Raw genomic sequence first — 20,302 nt, 5'->3', positions numbered from 1 at the left:
ACAGGCCGTGGCCTCAAGAACTGGCGGGCTTGAAGCCTGCGGCCGAGAGGATCTCCTGTCCGGTCTGGCCGGTCACCATGTCCTTGAACTGCGCAGCCTGCTCGGAATGCTTGGTGCCCTTGACCGTTGCTATCGGATACTTGTTGACCACCTTAGCGAAGGCCGGGTCGTCGACGGTGGTGACCTTGTCGCCCGCTGACTTCGCGTCGGTCACGTAGACCAGTCCGGCGTCGGCCTCACCCGAGGTCACCTTGGTCAGTACCGCGGTCACCGACGTCTCCTGGCTCACCGGGTTCAGCTCGACACCGGTGTCCTTCTCGACCGTCTCCGTTGCAGCCCCGCACGGCACCTCCGGTGCGCAGACGACGGTCGTGACGCCCGCGTCCTTCAGGCTGGCGAATCCCGTGATCTGCTTGGGGTTTCCGGCTGCGGTAGCGATCACCAACGTGTTGGTGGCGAAGATCGAGGGATCGACAGCCTTGTCACCCAGCTTCTGCATCGTGCGCTCGTCAGCGGTCGCGATCACATCGGCGTCGGCGCCCTGGTTGATCTGAGTGACCAGCGCGGACGAGCCGGCGAAGTTGAGCTTGATCTCGACGTCGGAGTGCGCTTGCTCAAAGGCCTTGGCGAGTTCGGTGAACGTGCCCTTCAGCGACGCGGCGGCGTAGACGTTCAACGTGGTTTTACTGCTACCGGAATCGCTGTCGGACGAGCACCCTGCGACCACCGCGAGCACCGCGAGCAACGCCGCACATGCGGCCAGTAGACGACGAAGTGGCACAGCAGTTCTCACTATTCTCCCGCGCTTGCGGGTCACTTGTTCGGATCCGGACGTTCGACGATCACCGTCGTCGCCTTGACCACCGCGGTCGCGACGACACCTGGTTCGAGCGCGAGCTCCCGAGCCGCTTCGGCACTCATCAGTGACGTGACCTCGAACGGCCCGCACTGCAGGGTCACCTGCGCCATCACGGTGTCGAGGACGACCTCGGTCACCAGCCCGGTGAACCTGTTGCGCGCCGACCGCAGCACTCCGATGCCGTCGTCGGGGATACGCGAGCGTCGGCGCGCGAGCGATGCGAGCCCGACTCCGTCGACCGTCGCTACAGGACCATCGGCACCCGGGGCTAGTTCGCCCGAGGCCACCCATCGCCGGATGGTGTCGTCGCTGACCCCGAGCAGGGTCGCGGCATCGCGCACCTTGATCGCCGTCACCTGGCAGATTCTAGCCGCATGAGCGGAGAAGTACGCTCCTGATCCCCGTTTTTGCGGAGACTGCCGGGCCCGTATCCGCCATCACCGATGACTTGCGGGACCCGCGGAAGTCCACACCGTATGCCGAACAGACCTCACCGCCGCGAAAACTCCCTCGCCCATGTCCGGGTCGCCCGATACCGTGGTGCATCATGAGCCAGCCAGCGCCACCGACCACTGCAGGCCCGATCCCCGAACCTCACGCCGTCCCCGACACCGCCGTCGAGGCCACCCATCTCGTCAAACGCTTCGACGAATTCACCGCCGTCGACGACGTCAGCTTCAGCGTGCCCACCGGGACGGTCCTCGGTTTGCTCGGTCCCAACGGTGCGGGCAAGACCACCATCGTGCGCATGATGACCACACTCTCACTGCCCACGAGCGGCACCGCCCGTATCGCCGGATTCGACGTCCGCACCGATCCCGAGATGGTGCGACGCAACATGGGACTGACCGGGCAGGCCGCGACGGTCGACGAGATCCTCACCGGCCGTGAGAATCTCCGCATGGTGGGCGGTCTGTACGGCATCACGCGCAAGGCATTGTCGGCACGCACCGACGAGTTGCTCGACCAGTTCTCGCTCACCGACGCCGCCGACAAACAGGTCCGCGCCTACTCCGGGGGCATGCGCCGCCGACTCGATCTCGCCGTCAGCCTGCTGGCGGCGCCGCCGGTCCTCTTTCTCGACGAGCCGACGACCGGCCTCGACCCCCGCAGCCGAGCCGAGTTGTGGGAGGTGCTGAGACGCCTGGTCGCCGGCGGCACAACTCTCGTGCTGACCACGCAGTACCTCGAGGAGGCCGACCAACTCGCCGACAACATCGTCGTCATCGACAAGGGTCGCGTCATCGCCGAGGGCACGCCTCTGCAGCTCAAAGAGCGCGCGGGCGCGGCGAGCGTGGTGATCACCGTGTCCGACGCCGCGTCGTTGCCTGCCGCACAGGACCTGCTACGGCGCAACGGAGGCGAGGTGTTCGTCGACGACACCGCCAGGACACTCCGATCGTCGGCGTCGGGCCTCACCGACCTCACACGCATCGCGGGCTGGTTCGACGAGTCGGGCATCACCGTCGACGACATCGGCCTCGCCCGCCCGAGCCTCGACGACGTCTTCCTGTCGCTGACCGGCCACCGCGCCGAAGCCACAGCCGAGGACCCCGATCCCGAGCCTGCGACCACCGAGAACCCCGGCACTGACCCCCCGAGCACAGACATTCCCAGCACCCACGCGCCGAGCGGAGACAACCGATGAGCACCGCATCGCTGAGATCCCCCACCGTCGAACGCCCGCCCGTCCACCCGACCAACGTCTGGCAACAGGCGTGGATCATGGTGAAACGCAACATGATCCACACGCGGCGCATGCCGGAGATGCTCTCCGATGTGACCATCCAGCCGATCATGTTCGTCGTGCTGTTCGCCTACGTCTTCGGTCCTGCGATCAGCGCGGGCAACCCGAGCATCAACTACAAGCAGTACCTGCTGCCCGGCATCATGGGGCAGACGATCGTGTTCACGGCGTTCATCGTCGCCACCGGCATCACCGCCGACATCGAGAAAGGCATCATCGACCGGTTCCGGTCGCTGCCCATCCGCCGGTCATCGGTGCTCATCGGACGGAGCATCGCCAGTCTGCTGCACTCATCGATCGGCATCGTCGTGATGGCGTTGACCGGCGTGATCATCGGTTGGCGGATCACCACCTCGGTGTGGGAGGGCGTCCTCGGCTTCCTACTGGTGCTGGTGTTCGGCTTCGCGATGATCTGGTTCGGCGTGATGATCGGTTCGTGGCTGCGCTCGGTCGAGGCGGTCAACGGATTCATGTTCTCGGTCCTGTTCCCGCTGACCTTCGTCTCCAACGCTTTTGTGCCGACCACGGCCATGCAGCCGTGGCTGCGCGCCATCGCCGAGTGGAATCCCATCTCGTCACTCATCCAGGCGATGCGGGTGCTGTGGGGCAACGGACCCGCAGCGGGTGCCGACGCCGCACTCCCACTGCGCTACCCCGAGTTGTCGACGCTCCTCTGGGCCGTCGCCCTCACGTTGGTGTTCATGCCGTTCGCGCTACGCAACTACACGCGCCGCACCACCGACTGACGCCCGAGGCTGCACGCAAGAAACACGTGTCTCTGACACCCGCACGCGAAATCTCGCTCGCATGTGTCAGGAACACGTGTTTCTGCGGTCGGCACTCGGGTTGTGCTCAGGCCGTCGCGGCAAGGGCCTCCAGCGGATCGCTGTAGACGGCGTCGAGCGAGACCGCTCCAGCCGCCTGCTGCTGGACCGTGACACCGGAATGCGACACGCGCACATCGCGTTTCGGCGAGACCGAGGTCTCCCGGATCGCAGCGGCAACCAGTGGCAGCGTCGACGGGTTATCGGTGAAGGCCTGCCCGCCGAGGATGATGTGGTCGGGGTTGAAGATGTCGGCCATCAGCGCCACTGCGCGTCCGAGGACCGTCGCACGTTCCTCGAGCAGCGCACGAGCGGTGGCGTCGCCGCTGCGGGCGAGCGCATGCACACCCTCGATGTCGTCGACGTCGAGTCCGAGTGCGACAGCCGCCTCGACGACCCCGGTGTCACTGGCTGTCGGCTCCAGGCGCCCGGTGTGCTGCGGGTCGAGCAGGGTCGTGGCCCCGGTCGGGAAGTGCCCGATCACCGGAGGCCCCGCGGTCGGCGTGTGCACGGCGCCGTCGACACTGAAGGCGATCCCGACCATCTCGCGTGCATAGAAGTAGAGGAAGCTCGACCGCTTGTCGCTCGGGTTGACGACGAGCTCTGCAGCCGCCATGGCCTCGACGTGCGACGCCACCGACACGGGCAGCCCGACGGCCTCGGCGATGACAGTGCCGACCGGTGCCTCCGACCATCCCAGCCGCGGGTGATCGACGAAGCCGCCGGGCGCGACGCGTCCACCGATTGCGACGCCGGCCCACAGCACGCGACGGTTGGACCAGCGGCCGACGAATCGACGTGCGCTGTCGCCGATGGCGGTCAGCGTCTGCTCGGGGGTCTCGGCGATCGGTGTCGGGATCTGGATCGCACCCACGACGCGATGCAGCAGGTCGTGAGTGGTGATCGAGGTGACCTTGTATCCGATGTGGATGCCGAGCGTCAGGAAGTCGGTGACGTTGATCTCGAACGGCAGCCGCGGACGACCGATGGCACCTGCGGGAGCGAGGTCGGCGCGCTCACGCAGCAGTCCGGCCTTGAGGAGCGCGCCCACCTGTCGGTTGACGGTCGAGATCGACAGCCCGGTCGCCTCTGCGGCGTCGTCGCGGAAGATCGGGCCCGACAGTCGGGCGGTACGCAGTACGAGCGCAGCGGGTTTGTCGGAGAGCTCGAGGCGCGGTGTCGCGATCTGAATGGGCCGCCCCCCTCTCCTGACACCACGTGGTTCGAGTCCCGGTATGGGCGTCGGTCGAGCCGCCGGTCGACGCGGGAGCGAACGAGTGGCCGGCCGTCGGACCGGTGAGGAAAGCGTAGCGGTGCGGATGGGCTGATCAACGGTTACGGTCATGAGTGTGTGTCCTAGGTATCGAACTGCCGGTGTCGCGGCAGGCGAATCCGTGGCGTTCGCGTCGCTGCTACGTGAACAAACTTCAGGCCCGGGAGCCGACGATCAGGGGTTCACGGCATGAGGTCGACGACGACCGGAGGATTCGCGGTGGAATGCGGGAGGGTTCTGGAGGAAGAAGAACTCGGGATCAACGCATTCGACGGCAACACAGCACACGGGCGAACGGCAGACGACAACCCAGAGCGGTGATCACGTAGGTCACCTCTGAGATCTGCGCCAGGGCGCGGTCGTGCTCGCTCGTCATGTGCACGAAGCTAGCAACTGATCGGCGCGGCCCGCAACTCCCCTACAGGTCTCCCGCCGCAGGTCATAGACCACTTCTCGGCTTCGGCAGAGGCGTTCACCGGCGACGATAGGCGGCGCATCGCACGGCGTCGCGGGTTATACGCACCGCGCGCAAAAGTCTCCGTCCCCTCCGCCGATCGACATGATCGACCGGAAAGCCCCCGGGGGATGTCGGCACCCTGTCGTAGCCTGGGTCACATGTCTCCGCAGACACCCGCCGCTGCGCCGTCGACCACCAGCGATGCCGATTTCCACGCGGCCACCGAGCCGTTGCGCCGCGAGATCCTGGCCCACTGCTATCGCATGATGGGCTCGCATCACGACGCGGAAGATCTCACGCAGGACACCTACCTCCGGGCGTGGCGCGCCTACGACAAGTTCGACGGCCGCGCATCGGTGCGGACGTGGCTGCACAAGATCGCGACCAACACGTGCTTGACCGCGCTGCAGAGCAAGCAGCGCAGACCGCTGCCCTCTGGTCTCGGTGGCGATGCATTCGACCCGACCGACACCCTCGAGACCGACGGCGAAGTGCCCTGGCTCGAGCCGTACGCGGGGTCCGTCGACGAGATCTCGCCGGGCGACGACGCCGACCCGGCCTATGTCGTTGGCGCGCGGGAGTCCATCCGGCTCGCGTTCATCGCGGCGCTCCAGCATCTCCCTGAACGGCAGCGGGCAGTGCTGATCCTGCGCGATGTGCTGCAGTGGCGCGCGGCGGAGGTGGCCGACGCGATCGGCGTCACCACCGCGACGGTCAACAGTTTGCTGCAGCGTGCTCGTGAACAACTCAAAAATGCAGCACCACAACCTGATTCATCTCCGGAGATCGCCGACGACGCCAAGCGTGAGCTGCTCGCCCGGTACGTCTCCGCGTTCGAGCGATACGACGTCGACGCCATAGCCGAGATGTTCACCGACAAGGCCATCTGGGAGATGCCTCCCTTCACCGGGTGGTACCAGGGCCCAGCGGCGATCGGCACGCTCATCCACCACAACTGCCCGGCAGAGAAAGCGGGCGATCAGATCCTGCTTCCCACCGTCGCCAACGGCCAACCAGCATTCGGCCTCTACATGCGCGAGCCCGACGGGGCGCACCGACCGTTCCACCTGCAGGTGCTCGACATCGCCCCGGCCCAGGACACGGATGGTTCCTCCCCCGCGATCAAGGTGTCACACGTGGTGGCCTTCTTCAGCGACGAGATGGAGGCCGTCTTCACACGATTCGGGCTGCCCGCAACCCCCTACGACGCCCCTCCCCGCAGCGAGCCGAGTCCCTGGGCCCGATAGCCCGGCGCCGAGGATCCCCAGCGCCCCTCAGCGGGCCGTCTCGGGGATCGCTCCCGGGTCCATCCACACGATCTCCCACGCGTGCCCATCGGGATCACAGAAGCTCCGGTTGTACGCGAAGCCGCGATCGTCCGGAGCGCGTAACGTCGTTCCGCCGTTGGCGAGTGCGGCGTCGGCCATGTCGTCGACCTGGCCGCGCGATGACGCGGAGAATGCCAGGACCACCTCACGCGACCTGGGCGCTGGACGACCACGTCCGCAGCCCGTTGCGGAGTACCCCGCAAACCGTCCGGCGGCCAGCAGCACCACCATCGTGCCGCTGTTGATCGGTAGGCACACTGTCCCGGCATCGGAGAACCACTCGTCGGTTCGGAAACCGATGCTCTCGAAGAACCTGCGTGAACGTCCGACGTCGTCGACGGGCAGGGAGATGAACATCGTGGGCGCCATGTAGGTACGGACTGCCTCACCGCACGAAAGTCATCGTGCCGTTGAGGCATAAGCTTCCCACCATGGGAGTCATCTACCTCGTGCGCCATGGCCAAGCGAACCCGTCCGCATACGGAGTCACCGATTCCGCTCGTGAAAACCCCACTCCCACAGATCCCACTGCGGCCGATCCGGTTGGCTCGGCCTCCTCCCCGGCGCCGACCGGCCCCGGACTCACCGATACCGGTCGAGTGCAGGCCGGTCTGACCGGAACCCTGCTGTCAGCTCAGGTCGGCGGGGTCACCGCAGCGATCAGTGGCGACCTCGCCCGACAAACCGAAACTCTTGCCGGCGTTCTCGCCCGCCTCGACTCGGCACCGGAACCGGTCGTCGATCCCTCCTGGAACGAGTACGAACTCCCGGCACTCGTCGGAGCCGCCACCGCGGACGAGTTCGCCGACCAGAAGTCCTACCAACAACGTCTCGACGCCGGGCTCGCGCATTGGATCGACCAGACCAGCATGGCCGAGGCCGACGGCGCCGCGAAACCCACCGGCTCAGGTGAGACCTACCCCGAGTTCCGTTCGCGCGTGACCGGAGCGGGCGAGCGCGCAGCAGAGTTGGCGGGCAGCGGACAAACCGTGCTCGTGGTGTCGTCGGCGGGAACCATCACCCAGCTGATTGCCGAACTCTGGGGAGTTCCGCCGCACCGGTGGCCCGCGATGGCCCGCACCATGGTCAACGCGTCGGTGACCAAGCTCCTCGTCGGCCGCAGCGGGGTCTCGGTGATGTCCCTCAACGAGCACGCCCACCTCGTCGACCGCGAGGGCGGCGTCGCGACGTTCCGCTGAACGCAACGCAGGCGCGACTCGCTGATGCATGACGGGCAGCGACGACGCACTCTCGACCGTTCCAGGCCCAGTGCAGCTACACATGTGGGTTGAATCGATGGATGTGGTTGCTGCAGCACACATGTCGCCATACTGAACCCACGTGTGGAGCTCGTTCAGCCGAGCGCCGCCAATCCGGCGGCGATGAACTCGCCGGTGGCCTCGGCCGCGTGCTCGGCGCCTTCCGACGCCGCACCCGCGCGGGCGCGATGGCTGATGCCCTCCGCGATCACGCCGAGTTTGAGGTTCGCCAGCCCGAGGTAGAAGGGCCAGTCGCCGAGGTCGTTTCCGGTCGAGGCTGCGTACTGCTGTGCCATCTCGTCGGCCGACGGATAGCGTGCACTGGTCCACGCGCCGTCGAACCCGAGTACACGATCGAAGACCGGTGTGCGGTACACGCACATGAGGGCTACGTCGGTGATCGGATCGCCCAACGTCGACATTTCCCAATCGACCACTGCTGCAACAGTTCCCGGGTTGCTCGAGGAGAGAATCGTATTGTCGACGCGATAATCACCGTGGACGATCGTCGCGCGTGCATGCTCAGGCACCCGTTCACCGAGCGCCTCGACGAGGCGATCGACATCGGGCAGGTCCCTGCTGCGGACGTGTGACCACTGCCTCGCCCAGAGCTTCACCTGTCGACCGGCGAACCCCGTCGGCCTGCCGAACTCTCCGAGCCCCACCTCGTCGTAGTCCACCGCATGCAGTGCGGCGAGCGTCGAGATCAGCCCGTCGGCGTTGCGTGCCACCTCGTCGTCGGACAAGGCAGCGAGGTCATCGTCGGTGCGGATCACCGTCCCGTCGACGAATTCGACGACGGTGCACGGCGCCCCGAGTACCGAGCCGTCGGAGTCGAAGGCCACCGGAGCGGCAACCGGGACGTCGGTGCGCGCGAGCGCCGAGGTGACGGCCCACTCGCGTCCCATGTCGTGTGCCGACGGGGTGAGGCCGCCCGTCGGGGGCCGACGTGCAACCCAGCGGTGGACGCCGTCGGAGACCATGAACGTGAGGTTCGACTTTCCGCCGCTGATGAGCTCGACATCGAGCGGTCCCGCGACGTCGACTCCATGATCGAGCAGAAACTGTTGCAGCACATGCGGTTCGAGAACCGAATCGACGGCACTCATGAGCCCTCTCCCTGTTGTGTCGCGGCCCTGCTCTTGCGCGCGCGTCCGATGGCCCGGCGCGCTATCGCCCAGCGGTGCACCTCGGACGGGCCGTCGTAGATCCGGAACGGTCGGAGTTCTCGCTGTAAACGTGCGAGTGGCAGGTCGTCGGAGACGCCGAGCCCTCCGCACATCTGGATCGAGCGGTCGACGATCCGTGAGTACGCTTCTGCAGCAAAGGTCTTGGCGATCGAGGTTTCCGACGATGCGTGGCCACCCTGATCGAGTTCGTGGCATGCCTTGACCAGCAATGCACGCGACGCAGCGAGGTCGATCTCGTTGTCTGCCACCATCTGTTGAACCATGCCGAGATCGCCCAGCGTCCCACCGAATCCGTTGCGGTGCGCCACGTAATCGACCGCGACCTCGTGACAGCGCACCGCCACTCCGAGCCAGCGCATGACGTGCGTCATGCGTGCGGGGCCGAGCCGCACCTGAGCGTAGCGATAGCCCTGATCCACCTCGCCGAGAACGTCGGAGTCGGGAACGAAGACGTCGGTGAAGCGGACTTCGCAGTGACCTCCGATCATTGCGCGGTCAGTGGTGTGGATATGACGCGTGACCTCGATACCCGGCGTGTCGCCCGGTGCGAGGAACATCGTTGCGCCGCCGCGGTCTCCCGGCGCTCCGGCTGTCCGCGCCATGATGATGTAGAAGCCTGCTCCGTCGGCTCCGGTGATGAATCGCTTCTCGCCGTTGATCTTCCAACCGCCGTCGACCTTGGTTGCCTCGGTACGCAGTTGGTTGGGGTCCGAGCCCGCTCCCGGCGCGGGCTCGCTCATCGCGAAGGCAGAGCGCACGTCACCTGCTGCCAGCGGTGCAAGGTATTTCAGCTTCTGCTCGTCATCGGCGATGTGCGCCAGCATGTGCACGTTGCCCTCGTCGGGCGCTCCGATGTGCAGAGCTGCGGGGCCGAACGTCGAATAGCCACCAGCCTCGAAGACCGGCACGCGGTCGGACATCGACAGGCCGTGGCCGCCGAATTCGACGGGCGCATGGGGCGCAAAGATTCCGAGTTCCTTGGCCTGACGATTCAGGTCGACCCGCAATTGGTCGCCGCCCGCCGCCATGATGTCGCCGTCGTTGGCATCCTCGATCGGCAACACGACATCGCGGATGAACGCCGTAGTCCTTGTCGCGAGATCCACCACCTCGGGTGAATAGCCCAGCTCCACTGCCATCAGGTCTCCGTCCTCGGGGTCGTCGGTGTCCCACGCGACATCCTGGCCACGCACTCGCCGACCGAGCGTTCGTTCGGCGCACATCAGAGTGCCAGACACCGTCGACTTTGGTCAACCGCCGCGCGACACGAACGGCGTTCACCGCTCACCCGACGCGGGCGTCAGCGCTCAACGTATCCGACGGTGGCTCTCGAGAGATCCAGATTGCGCGCGATCAGCTCGTCCGGTCCGAGCTCGCCGTCGGGCTTGAACCAGGTCGACACACCGACACAGATCGTGGTGACCGCGCGCGCCGCATCCTTGGGATAGCTGGTGCGGAAATCACCGGCTTCGACTCCCGCGAACACGATCTCATCGACCATCCGCTGCTGGCGATCGCGTAGTCCGATGTAGGTCTGCTTGTACGAGCTGTCGAGACTGCGGATCTCGGTCGATCCGACAAACGCCTGCTCACGCCGATACATATGGAACCGCAGGAGCGACTCGACGACGGCGTCGAACTGGTCGACCGGTTCAGGTCCTGCCTCAGCCACGGCCTGCTCCGAGCGAGCCAGCAGATCGGTCATCGTCCTGTCGAGCAGCCCCTGCAGTAGCGACTGCTTCGACGGATAGTGATGGTAGAGCCCCGGAACCGACAGATTGGCCCGCGCGGCGATCTCACGCACCGACGTTCCGTGGTAGCCGTGTTCTGTGAATGCCGCCAGCGCAGCAGCGAGCGGGACGGGTAACTCGGGTTCGCCGAAATCACGCCAGCGCCCGGTCTGCTCCTCCACTTCCGTATCGTCGACGCCGCTACTCATGGCATCCAACATATCCCTATACCCTCCGCGTCACCGCAGGCGCCAGCGAGATCATCAGCGAGACGCTCAGGTCGACGACCTCGTCCCGACCCAGTGGTACCTCGTCGTCGAGCCACGCCGCCAGGAGCCGACCAAGCCCTCCGACCTGGAACTGTGCAGCACCGATGGCCCTCGGACCAGGCGCGGTGTGCAGGGCCGCGGACGTGGTGTCGAGCGTCATCGCCGCGAACACGGCCGTCGAATCGCGTCGTTTCTCGGCCAGGACCGGGCTGGTCAGCATCGGCGAGAACAGCAGTCTGCCCTTTCGACGATCCGAATCGATGATCGACACGATGGCCGTGACAGCAGCACGCACCTTGGCGCCACCGTCATCGCCCGTGGCGAACGCGGCGAGCGCATCACGCGAGATCTCCTCGATCACGCGGTCGTAGGTCGCTGAGACCAACGCCTCGACCGACTCGAAACTCTCGTAGAAATAGCGCGGATTGAGCGACGCTGCCCCGCACACGCCACGAACCGTCACCGACTGCGGCGGCTGACCGCCGAGCAGTTCGAGCGTCGCATCCATCAGGGCGATGCGGCGGCGCGCCACACGCTCGTCACCCTTCAGGCCGCTGTAGGTGCGTAGGCCTTCGCTCACCCGGAATCCTTCTCTCACCGCTGAGGCTTTCCGCCGAGCCTCGTCGTCCCCAGTCCATCTTGACATCCGGATCGGAACGGGGGTTGAATCAGGCAACAGGTGTTACCAGATAGGAGTCGGAACGATGAGCGTGCCCGATACCCGATCCGACGACACGACACGGGAGCGCGCGAGGCGCGACGAGATCGACAGTTCCGATCTGACGATGCTCGGTGTTGCGGCTCTCGCAGGGCCCGCGAACGTGATCATGCAGCTCGCGATGCCCGCCGTCGGCTACGGGGTATACGAGAGCCGGGTCGACTCGGGCAACCTGTTCAGGCATCCGGTCAAACGCACCAGGACGACGCTGAGTTACCTCGCCGTCGCCGCGCTGGGCTCGCCCACCGATCGCAAGGCGTATCGGCGGGCTGTCGGCCGGGCGCACGCCAGGGTGCACTCCACCCCCGACAGCCCGGTGGCCTACAACGCATTCGACCCGGTGCTGCAACTCTGGGTTGCCGCGTGCCTGTACAAGGGCTGGGAGGACGTACAACACATCTACGGCGATCCGTCGATCATCTCCGAGGAGACGTATCGAGCGGGCGCCGTCATGGGCACCACCCTGCAGGTGCCGGCGAAGATGTGGCCCGCCACCCGTGCTGACTTCGAAAGCTATTGGCAAGAAACGGTTTCCACGCTCGAGATCGATCCACCGATCCGCGAGCACCTCCTGGCGATCGCGCGCATGGAGTTCGCAGGGCCCGTGGTGTCACTGCTCGGCGGCTGGTGGTCGTACATCATGACGATCGGGTTCTTGCCGGAAGATTTTCGCGACAAGATGGGCGTCGAGCTGGCGCCGTGGCAGCAGACGGTGTTCGACGTGCACAACGCCATTGTCCGCAGTGTGGTGCGTCACCTCCCGAAACCGTTGCAGCAGTTCCCGTTCAACGCACTGCTCGCCGACGTACGGCGCCGCATCCGCACCGGTAGGCCACTGGTCTGACGATGCGCCCCGGCACTCACTCGACGATCGCGAGCGCATCCGGATCGAGGTCGTCGACGCTCGTGTGTCCGGCGAGTCCTAGTGTCAGATCGAGTTCGGCAATGATGTTGGCGACGGCGTCGCGCGCTCCGGCGGCACCGGCGAGCGCCAGCCCGTACATGTGCGGTCGCCCGATGCACACGGCATCGGCCCCGAGTGCCAGAACCTTGACGACGTCTGCACCGGAGTAGATTCCGGAATCGACGAGCACCTTGATCCGACCGTCGACGACCGGCGCGACGGCTGCCAGAGCATCGACCGAGCTGATCGAGCCGTCGACCTGACGTCCTCCGTGATTGGAGACGATGATGCCGTCGACACCGGTATCGACGGCCCTGCGGGCATCATCGGGATGCAGCACACCCTTGAGCACGATGGGCAACGAGGTGCGCTCGCGGAGACTCTCGATCTGCGTCCAACTCAGTGACGGGCGGGAGTAGATGTCGAGGAAGGTCTGCACACCGACACGCGGTTCAGGACGAATGAGGTTGCGTAGCAACGACCCCGGTGTATTCCTCGCGATGGAGAACAGAGTACGCAACGCGCCGGGTGAGATCTCCGGGCGTTCACCACTCCCCTGCGCGGCGCGTTCAGCGACGATGTCGGCGAAGCGTGGATCCGAGGTGTACTGCGCTATCCCCTCCGCGCGGGCGAACGGCAGCGACCCGAGATTGAGATCGCGCGGACGCCAGCCGAGCATCGTCGTGTCGAGGGTCACGGCGACAGCAGATGCCCCGACGGCCTCGGCGCGCTGCAACAGACTGTCGACGAGGTCGTCGTCGGTGGACCAGTAGAGCTGAAACCACCTCGGCGCACCGGGTCGCACGCGGTCCATCTCCGCGGCCACCTCCTCCATCGGGACCCCGCCCTGGTTGGAGAAGATGTAGGGCAGTCCCAACTCTGCAGCGGCATGGCCGATCATCCGGTCGGCGCCGCGCGCGACGAGATCGCCCGCCCCGACCGGGGCGAACAGTACCGGCGCGGGGAGTCGATCACCGAACAGTTCGATCTCCAGCGTCCGTTCGGAGACGTCCCGCAGAACGCGCGGCACAATCACACGACGCTCGAGCGCCCTGCGGTTGGCGGCCATCGTCCGACCCGCACCCGCGCCGCCTGCGATATAGGCCCACGCGCGGTCGGACATCTTGTGCCGAGCCCGACGCTCGAGCTCGTCGAAGTCGGTCGGCACCACAGGTGTGCGACCGTGGATTCCCGCTGAGTAGATATCGTTCTGACGGGCGCGACCGGAGAGTGGTGACGGCATACTCCTCAGCGTATGACCCGCCTCACAGGAGCCGACCACCGGTCATGGCCGTGATCACAGCCGACGCCCGGGCGCGACCCTCGCTACTCTGGCGGGCGACCGGTCGGGGAGATCAAAGGGATCACATGGCTATCTGGTTGTACAAGCTCGGACGCGCCGCGTTTCGCCACAAGTGGATGGTCATCAGCGCGTGGGTCGTCGTCCTGATCGTCCTCGGTGGACTGGTCGGGTTCTTGAAACCGACATTCGCGACCAACTTCGAATTGCCCGGCACCGACTCCGATCGCGCGATGTCGGTCATGAAGGAAGACTTCCCGGCCGCCAACGACCAGTTGCTGAAGTCGTCGACGTCGATCCTCGTCGCCGCCGACGACGGACTCGAGAACCACATGGGCCAGATCGACGCGCTGGTCGCCAAAGCGCGCACGCTGCCCAAGGTCATCGAGCCGCAGACCGTCGTCAACCCGGTGACCGCGGCGAAGGCGAATCCCGCCATCGCACCGAAGGTCCTCGGCGACAACGGCAAGGTCGGACTGATCCAGATCAAGCAGGACATCCGTGCCAACGAACTGACCAACGACGACATGACCCGGTTCGAGAACCTGCTCGCCGAGTTCCGCGGCAACGGGTTGCAGGTCGAGGGCACCGGATCCCTCATGCAGGTGTTCCAACAGGGCGGGGTGTCGGAGCTGTTGGGCTTCGTGATCGCGTTCATCGTCATGATCATCGCGTTCGCATCCATCGTGGCCGCCTTCATCCCGATCATCACCGGCATCTTCGGCGTGGGCATCACCATGCTGCTCGTCACGTTGAGCGCCAAGATCTTCGACGTCCAGCAGAGCGCCACCACGATCATCACCATGCTCGGCATCGCGGTCTCGATCGACTATGCGCTGTTCATCGTGTCCCGCTACCGATCCGAGCTGAATCTCGGCGGGTCCCGCGAAGCCGCCGCGGGCCGAGCCGTGGGGACCGCCGGGTCGGCAGTGGTGTTCGCGGGTCTGACCGTCGTTGTCGCCGTGTGTGCCTTGAGCGTCGTGGGAATCCTGTTCATCACGCAGATGGGTATCTCGGCCGGCCTCGCTGTCATCGTCGCCGTGCTCGGCGCCATCACCTTGATCCCCGCACTGCTCGGCGCGTTCGGCAGGTTCGCGTTCAGTCCCCGCATCCCCGGGTTGCGTCACGGTGACGAGCCCGATTCCCAACCGTCGAACGGCCTGCGGGTCGCACGCTTCATCACTCGATTCCCGCTCCCGGTCGCACTGGTGGGCCTCGTGCTGCTCGGTCTCGCCGCGATCCCGATGTCGAACATGCAACTCGGCATGGACTCCACCGGTGACAAGGAGTACGCGGCAACGAAACTGCTCGAACGCGGCTTCGGTGAGGGTGTGAACGGTCCGCTGCTGGTCGTCGTCAGCGACGCGTCGGGCGGCGACATCGCACCCGCTGCCGATGCGGTTGTCGCTCATGTGAAGACGCTGCCGAATATGGCCAACCCGGAGCAGGTCGTCTGGGTGGGCAACGGCAGCAACCCCCAGAATCCCCGCCAGGGAGCGACGGCTGCGCTGATCTCGGTGACACCTCAGAAGTCCCCGTCGGGCCCGGAGACGCACACCCTGATGGATCAGATCCGTGACTACGGGTCGTCGAAACCCGGTGGCGCGACAGTCAACGTGGGGGGCCAGACGGCCATCATGTCCGACATCTCCAGCAAGCTCAGCAGTGCGCTCCTGCCATTCCTGATCGTGGTGGTCGGTCTCGCCTTCGTCATTCTGACCATCGTGTTCCGTTCGTTGCTGGTGCCGCTCACCGCGACCATCGGGTTCCTGTTCTCCGTATGCGCCACGTTCGGTGCGACGGTCTGGATCTTCCAGGAGGGCCACCTCGGACTGATCGATCACACGAAGCCGATCATCTCGTTCCTGCCGATCTTCCTGATCGGCGTCGTGTTCGGACTCGCCATGGATTACCAGGTGTTCCTGGTGACCCGAATGCGTGAGGAGTACGTGCACGGTCTGTCGGCGAAGGACTCGGTGATCGTCGGCTACCAGCACGGGGCACGCGTGGTCGCGTCTGCCGCAGTCATCATGATCTCGGTGTTCTCGGCGTTCATGCTCGCACCCGACACCATCGCGAAGGAGATGGGTTTCGCGCTGGCCGCAGCGGTCTTCTTCGACGCGTTCATCATCCGGATGGCCGTCGTTCCCGCGGTGATCGCGATGATGGGCGATTGGGCATGGAAGATCCCGCGCTGGCTCAATCGCATCCTGCCCAACGTCGACATCGAGGGCACCGAGATCCGCAAGATCCCGATCGACGACGGACCCGCCGAGACGCGAGAGGCCGTCCCGGCGGGGCAGAGCTGAACGTCGCTCACCGCGTCATGGCGCTGTGCGTCCGATGATGGTCTGCGACCTTGCCGCTCGTGACGAGCGCCTGCACGCCGAGGCTGATCGCCAGGTAGATCATGATGCTCGCGCCGTCGAGTCCGCTCATGCCGTGCTGCAGACCGTCCCCGAAGAAGGCGGGAACCACCAGGCTGATCCCGACGTGTGCCGCGATCGCGACGACCCACAGCACGACGGTGAGCGCACCTCCCTTGCGGACCATCACCCCGGCCGGATTGCGATAGACCTGCATGCTGTGGGCTCGCGGCACGGCCAGAATCGCCGCGACGACGAAGCCGACGAGAACCGCGACCACCGCACCGACGGTGACGTGGTGACCTCCGCCGAGGTACTGCACTGTCTCGACAACCCCGATGATCCCGATGATGAGCGGCAACTTGAACAAGTTGTCCTTGAGCGGCCGCTCCTGTGTCTGGCGGTACAGGATGAGGACGAATACGAGAACGGCGATGAGCGCTGTGCTTGCGATGTTCATGCTTCGAGCATCGGCCCGCAGCGCCCGCGACACATCAACCCGAGGGTGGAACCGGGGTGGAGATCGGGTGGATCGTGACCGCTCCGGCACGCCAGGTCACCGACGTCGAGATTACGGTGGCGATGTGTCAACAACCCGAGATCCGGTTTCGACGGACCGCCTGCTGATCCGCGGGATCGTCGCTGCCGCGGTCGTCGTGTCGGCCGTCGCCGACACCGGCGGACAGCCGCTCTGGGCAGCCGTGATCGGCTGGGTAGCCGTCTGCGTCGTGGTGGCGCTGTTGGTACGTTCCGTACTGCGCGACAGGAACGCACAGAGCTGGGGCACCCAGGTCTCCACACTGCACGCCACCTCGCTGATGGTGGCGTCGGTCGTCGCAGCGTGCGCGTTCCATGGCGGTGCGACCGTCTGGCTGCCCTACGTCGGAGTTGCCGCCGCGGCGATGTCGCAGACCCCGGCACTCGTCTCGGCACTCATCGCACTGCCCTCGGTGGCCACGCTGGGACTGTTGATGTGGTTGCAGACACACAACGCCTGGGCTGTCTGCATCAACATGGCAAGTGCCGCTGCGGTATTCGTCTTCGTGCAACTCCGTCGCCGCCAGCGTGAGGCCGCCGAACTCGCGGCGAGCCAGCGCGAGATCATTGCGGCGGAACGCGCACGAACCGCCGTCGCCGATCAGCAGCGCGAGATCTCGGCGCAACTGCACGACGTCCTCGCACACACGCTTTCCGGCCTGATCATCACGCTGCAGGGCGCCACCCTGATGGCGCAGCGCGAATCGTCCTCGGCGGAACTGACCGACACGCTGCGTACCGCAACGACACTCGCGCGTGACGGGCTCGGCGAAGCGAGAGCCGCCGTCGAGTCGCTGCGTGACGACTCGATGTCCGACCAGCCGGAAGCCCTCGCGCCGTGGCTCGCCAAGACCCTGAGACAGCTGCGTTCGGGAGCAGGCCTCGACGTCGAGGTGTCCGGCGACGTAGAAGATCTCGCTCCGCGCTGGCGTGATCTGGCGCGGTCGGTGCTGATGGAGGGTCTGACCAACTCGATGCGTCACGCCGCAGGAGCCCCGGTACGTATCGTGCTCACGAAGGACGTGGTGCACGTGACATCGATCGGTGATCCGACGCGGTTCGTCGATCGCGGCCACGCGAGCGGTGGGCGCGGATTGACCGGTCTGGCCGAGCGGGTCTCCGCAGCCGGCGGGACGCTGCACTACGGTTCGACCGCAGCGGGTTTCGAGCTCAGCATGCACATGGGTACAGGACGCTCGGAAACCGGGCCGATGGACACGGGACGGGTGGACACATGACGGTACGGGTGGTGATCGCCGACGACCAGACCGTCGTGCGAGAGGGACTGCGGTCAATGCTCGCACTGTTCGATTCCCTCGACGTCGTCGGCGTCGCGGCGTCGGCAGAGGAGGCACTCGCACTCGTTGCCGAACAGTCGCCCGACGTCCTACTCACAGACCTCCGGATGCCGGGAATCGGTGGCATCGAGGGGATTCGACGACTCGTCGCGTCGGGATCCTCCACTCGCGCAGTCGCGCTGACCACCTACGACGACAACGTCACCAACGTCGAAGCACTTGATGCCGGGGCCGTCGGCTTCTTGAACAAGGACGCCGACCCCGACGCCATCGAAGCCGCGCTGGTCTCCGCGGCCACCGGCCGATCCCTTCTCGACGAAAAGGCCATGCGCGCACTGCTTTCCCGATCAGCGGACCGCAGCGGCGAGTCCGGATCAGCCACCGGGACTCCTGACGGCCTCACCGACCGGGAGACCGAGGTGGTCGCGCTGATCGCCGAAGGGTTGTCGAACCAGCAGATCGCCCGACGACTGGTGGTCGGTGTGAGCACCGTCAAAACCCACATCAATCACATCCTCGCCAAGACGGGGTGTCGCGATCGGGCGGCCGTGGTGTCCTATGCGTACCGGCACAGACTGGTCTGATACGACGTCACGCCGAAACAACACGTCACGCCGAAACAAGCAGTGCGGCACCCATTCCCACCATGATGACCGCAACGACTCCGTCGAGCACCTTCCACGCACGCGGCCTGGCGAACACCGGCGCAAGCCTGCGGCCACCGCGGCCGATCAGCGTGAACCACACAACGCTTGCCATGCTCGCGCCGATCGCGAAGGCCCACTTACCATTTCCGTGACTGTTGGCGATCGCGCCCATGGTGAGCACCGTGTCGAGGTAGACATGCGGGTTGAGCCAGGTCAGCGCGAGCGCGGTGCCGATGGCCACCCACCGCGAGGCGGTGCGTACCTCGTCGGGGTTTGCCGTGATCGCCTCGCTTGACCGCAGGCATCGTCGTGCGGCAAGCAGTCCAAGAATCACCACGTATGCCCCACCTGCGATCTTCGCGACCGTGACCACCGTGGGATGCGCCGACACCAACGCTCCGAGACCCGCCACTCCCGCAACGATCAGCACCACATCCGAGAGCGCGCACACCGCGATCACGGGGTTCACGTGCGCACGACGCACACCCTGCTGGAGCACGAAGATGTTCTGCGGTCCGACGGCCACGATCAGGCCAGCGCCGGTCAGGAGTCCCGCAATGGCCGCGAGCAGATACGTCGTCATGCCACGAACGTACGAGTCCAAGGGTAGACAAGTACAGCGAATGTTTCTGATGAATCATTAGAGTGTCTTATGTGGATCTGGGATCAGACGCGCTCCGGACGCTGTCGGCGGTGCTCGACGCCGGCACGTTCGACGCCGCGGCGGAACAACTGCACATCACTCCGTCGGCGGTGAGCCAGCGGATCAAGGCACTCGAGGTCTCCGTCGGCCGCATCCTTGTCCGAAGGACCAAGCCGATCACGCCGACCCGCGACGGCGAGGTCCTCGCGCGTATGGCAAAGCAGTGGGACCTGCTCAGTCGCGAGGCCCAACTCGAACTCTCCGGCGATCTCGGCCTCTCCGGTGATCTCGACGACGTCGCGGCCGCACCGTTGGTGGACCGGCCGCGCGTGCACCTGCCCATCGCGGCGAATGCCGACTCGTTGGCCACCTGGCTCCTACCGGTACTCGCACGCTTTCACCGCGAGAATCCCGTCGCCGTCGAGGTGATACGCGACGACGAGGCGGTCAACAGCTCGCGGTTGGTGACCGGCGAGGTGATGGGCGCCATCACCTCCGACCCGCTCGCCATCCGTGGCACCACCCTGCGGGCGCTGGGGACCATGCGCTATCTGCCGGTTGCGACTCCCGAGTTCCTCGATCTCTGGATGCCCCGCGGGGTCGACGATTCCGCGCTCGCGAAAGCGCCCATGGTCCAGTTCGACCGCAACGACGAGTTGCAGCGAAGGGTGCTGGCGATGATGTCGGGTGAGGTACTCGATCCGCCTGCCGTCTACATCCCGGCGTCGACCGAATACCACCGGGCCATCGAGTCCGGGATGGGTTGGGGCGCAGTACCGCTGGCTCAGGTGACCGATGCGCTCGAGGACGGCCGGGTGGTCACCCTGACCGACCTCTACGTCGACGTGCCACTGTACTGGCAGTACTGGACGCTCGGGTCGTCGCTGCTACGCACACTCACCGAGATGATCGCCGACGGCGCACGAGAGCACCTGCTGCCCCCTGCGTAGCTC

The 20,302-nt window shown here is 65.9% G+C and carries 21 protein-coding genes; 10 read left to right on the top strand and 11 right to left on the bottom strand.

All coding sequences use genetic code 11. The features are described 5' to 3' along the window. Nucleotides 1-13: 13 nt before the first annotated feature. Nucleotides 14-781: a molybdate ABC transporter substrate-binding protein gene (gene modA, locus GOACH_RS18360; protein ID WP_005178039.1), complete on the bottom strand. Its 768-nt coding sequence runs from the start codon at nt 779-781 to the stop codon at nt 14-16. Between the two features lie 32 nt (nt 782-813). Beyond that, nucleotides 814-1,215, bottom strand: coding sequence for a TOBE domain-containing protein (locus tag GOACH_RS18355; RefSeq protein WP_005178036.1), 402 nt, complete (start codon nt 1,213-1,215; stop codon nt 814-816). A gap of 191 nt (nt 1,216-1,406) precedes the next feature. Here GOACH_RS18355 and GOACH_RS18350 point away from each other — a divergent pair, with 191 nt between their 5' ends. Further along, entirely contained in the window at nt 1,407-2,507 is a 1,101-nt protein-coding gene (locus GOACH_RS18350; RefSeq protein WP_005178034.1) for an ATP-binding cassette domain-containing protein, read from the top strand. Next, on the top strand, nt 2,504-3,352 hold the full coding sequence (locus GOACH_RS18345; RefSeq protein ID WP_005178032.1) for an ABC transporter permease: 849 nt from the start codon (nt 2,504-2,506) through the stop codon (nt 3,350-3,352). Before GOACH_RS18350 ends, GOACH_RS18345 begins: the two co-directional genes overlap by 4 nt. 106 nt (nt 3,353-3,458) lie before the next feature. Here GOACH_RS18345 and GOACH_RS18340 read toward each other — a convergent pair whose 3' ends face one another. Next, nucleotides 3,459-4,775, bottom strand: a complete 1,317-nt coding sequence (locus GOACH_RS18340; RefSeq protein ID WP_005178030.1) for an ROK family protein — start codon at nt 4,773-4,775, stop codon at nt 3,459-3,461. Nucleotides 4,776-4,892: 117 nt separating this feature from the next. Here GOACH_RS18340 and GOACH_RS24525 point away from each other — a divergent pair, with 117 nt between their 5' ends. Together GOACH_RS24525 and GOACH_RS18335 are read left to right on the top strand one after the other, a co-directional pair. Beyond that, nucleotides 4,893-5,024 carry a hypothetical protein gene (locus tag GOACH_RS24525; RefSeq protein ID WP_281168909.1) on the top strand — a complete coding sequence of 44 codons (132 nt, stop codon included), beginning with the start codon at nt 4,893-4,895 and terminating at the stop codon, nt 5,022-5,024. Between the two features lie 294 nt (nt 5,025-5,318). After that, complete coding sequence (locus GOACH_RS18335; RefSeq protein ID WP_040519091.1) at nt 5,319-6,407, top strand: sigma-70 family RNA polymerase sigma factor; 1,089 nt, start codon at nt 5,319-5,321, stop codon at nt 6,405-6,407. 27 nt (nt 6,408-6,434) lie between these two features. Here the strand turns inward: GOACH_RS18335 and GOACH_RS18330 are convergent, their stop codons facing one another. Beyond that, nucleotides 6,435-6,857: a VOC family protein gene (locus tag GOACH_RS18330; RefSeq protein WP_005178025.1), complete on the bottom strand. Its 423-nt coding sequence runs from the start codon at nt 6,855-6,857 to the stop codon at nt 6,435-6,437. A 62-nt stretch (nt 6,858-6,919) separates the two neighbouring features. Here GOACH_RS18330 and GOACH_RS18325 point away from each other — a divergent pair, with 62 nt between their 5' ends. Next, the gene (locus GOACH_RS18325) at nt 6,920-7,687 is read left to right on the top strand and encodes a histidine phosphatase family protein (RefSeq protein ID WP_040519090.1); all 768 of its coding nucleotides are present in this window, start codon (nt 6,920-6,922) and stop codon (nt 7,685-7,687) included. A 155-nt stretch (nt 7,688-7,842) separates the two neighbouring features. Here the strand turns inward: GOACH_RS18325 and GOACH_RS18320 are convergent, their stop codons facing one another. The 4 genes from GOACH_RS18320 to GOACH_RS18305 form a co-directional block, all read right to left on the bottom strand. Beyond that, entirely contained in the window at nt 7,843-8,856 is a 1,014-nt protein-coding gene (locus tag GOACH_RS18320; RefSeq protein WP_005178023.1) for a phosphotransferase family protein, read from the bottom strand. Further along, nucleotides 8,853-10,076 (bottom strand): acyl-CoA dehydrogenase family protein, encoded by a 1,224-nt coding sequence (locus tag GOACH_RS18315; RefSeq protein WP_040519103.1) that lies wholly within the window; start codon nt 10,074-10,076, stop codon nt 8,853-8,855. Before GOACH_RS18315 ends, GOACH_RS18320 begins: the two co-directional genes overlap by 4 nt. Before the next feature lie 161 nt (nt 10,077-10,237). Further along, nucleotides 10,238-10,888, bottom strand: coding sequence for a TetR/AcrR family transcriptional regulator (locus GOACH_RS18310; RefSeq protein WP_005178019.1), 651 nt, complete (start codon nt 10,886-10,888; stop codon nt 10,238-10,240). A gap of 4 nt (nt 10,889-10,892) precedes the next feature. After that, the gene (locus GOACH_RS18305) at nt 10,893-11,516 is read right to left on the bottom strand and encodes a TetR/AcrR family transcriptional regulator (protein ID WP_005178017.1); all 624 of its coding nucleotides are present in this window, start codon (nt 11,514-11,516) and stop codon (nt 10,893-10,895) included. Nucleotides 11,517-11,640: 124 nt separating this feature from the next. On the opposite strand from GOACH_RS18305, the gene GOACH_RS18300 reads away from it, so the two are divergent. After that, entirely contained in the window at nt 11,641-12,498 is an 858-nt protein-coding gene (locus GOACH_RS18300; protein WP_005178014.1) for an oxygenase MpaB family protein, read from the top strand. Between the two features lie 16 nt (nt 12,499-12,514). Here the strand turns inward: GOACH_RS18300 and GOACH_RS18295 are convergent, their stop codons facing one another. Next, the gene (locus tag GOACH_RS18295) at nt 12,515-13,801 is read right to left on the bottom strand and encodes an alpha-hydroxy-acid oxidizing protein (protein WP_005178012.1); all 1,287 of its coding nucleotides are present in this window, start codon (nt 13,799-13,801) and stop codon (nt 12,515-12,517) included. 125 nt (nt 13,802-13,926) lie between these two features. Here GOACH_RS18295 and GOACH_RS18290 point away from each other — a divergent pair, with 125 nt between their 5' ends. Further along, nucleotides 13,927-16,167: an MMPL family transporter gene (locus GOACH_RS18290; protein ID WP_005178010.1), complete on the top strand. Its 2,241-nt coding sequence runs from the start codon at nt 13,927-13,929 to the stop codon at nt 16,165-16,167. 7 nt (nt 16,168-16,174) lie between these two features. Here the strand turns inward: GOACH_RS18290 and GOACH_RS18285 are convergent, their stop codons facing one another. Beyond that, complete coding sequence (locus GOACH_RS18285) at nt 16,175-16,684, bottom strand: hypothetical protein (RefSeq protein ID WP_005178007.1); 510 nt, start codon at nt 16,682-16,684, stop codon at nt 16,175-16,177. 124 nt (nt 16,685-16,808) lie between these two features. On the opposite strand from GOACH_RS18285, the gene GOACH_RS18280 reads away from it, so the two are divergent. After that, the gene (locus GOACH_RS18280) at nt 16,809-17,999 is read left to right on the top strand and encodes a sensor histidine kinase (RefSeq protein ID WP_005178004.1); all 1,191 of its coding nucleotides are present in this window, start codon (nt 16,809-16,811) and stop codon (nt 17,997-17,999) included. Beyond that, nucleotides 17,996-18,643 (top strand): response regulator, encoded by a 648-nt coding sequence (locus GOACH_RS18275; protein ID WP_005178000.1) that lies wholly within the window; start codon nt 17,996-17,998, stop codon nt 18,641-18,643. Before GOACH_RS18280 ends, GOACH_RS18275 begins: the two co-directional genes overlap by 4 nt. A 25-nt stretch (nt 18,644-18,668) precedes the next feature. Here GOACH_RS18275 and GOACH_RS18270 read toward each other — a convergent pair whose 3' ends face one another. Continuing rightward, the gene (locus tag GOACH_RS18270) at nt 18,669-19,289 is read right to left on the bottom strand and encodes a LysE/ArgO family amino acid transporter (RefSeq protein ID WP_005177997.1); all 621 of its coding nucleotides are present in this window, start codon (nt 19,287-19,289) and stop codon (nt 18,669-18,671) included. Between the two features lie 71 nt (nt 19,290-19,360). Here GOACH_RS18270 and GOACH_RS18265 point away from each other — a divergent pair, with 71 nt between their 5' ends. Beyond that, nucleotides 19,361-20,299 (top strand): LysR family transcriptional regulator ArgP, encoded by a 939-nt coding sequence (locus GOACH_RS18265; protein ID WP_174320850.1) that lies wholly within the window; start codon nt 19,361-19,363, stop codon nt 20,297-20,299. The last annotated feature ends 3 nt before the right edge of the window (nt 20,300-20,302 follow it).

Origin of the sequence: Gordonia aichiensis NBRC 108223 (assembly GCF_000332975.1) — a bacterium.
Taxonomy (GTDB): domain Bacteria; phylum Actinomycetota; class Actinomycetes; order Mycobacteriales; family Mycobacteriaceae; genus Gordonia; species Gordonia aichiensis.
This window is presented reverse-complemented; position numbering and strand designations above follow the sequence as displayed.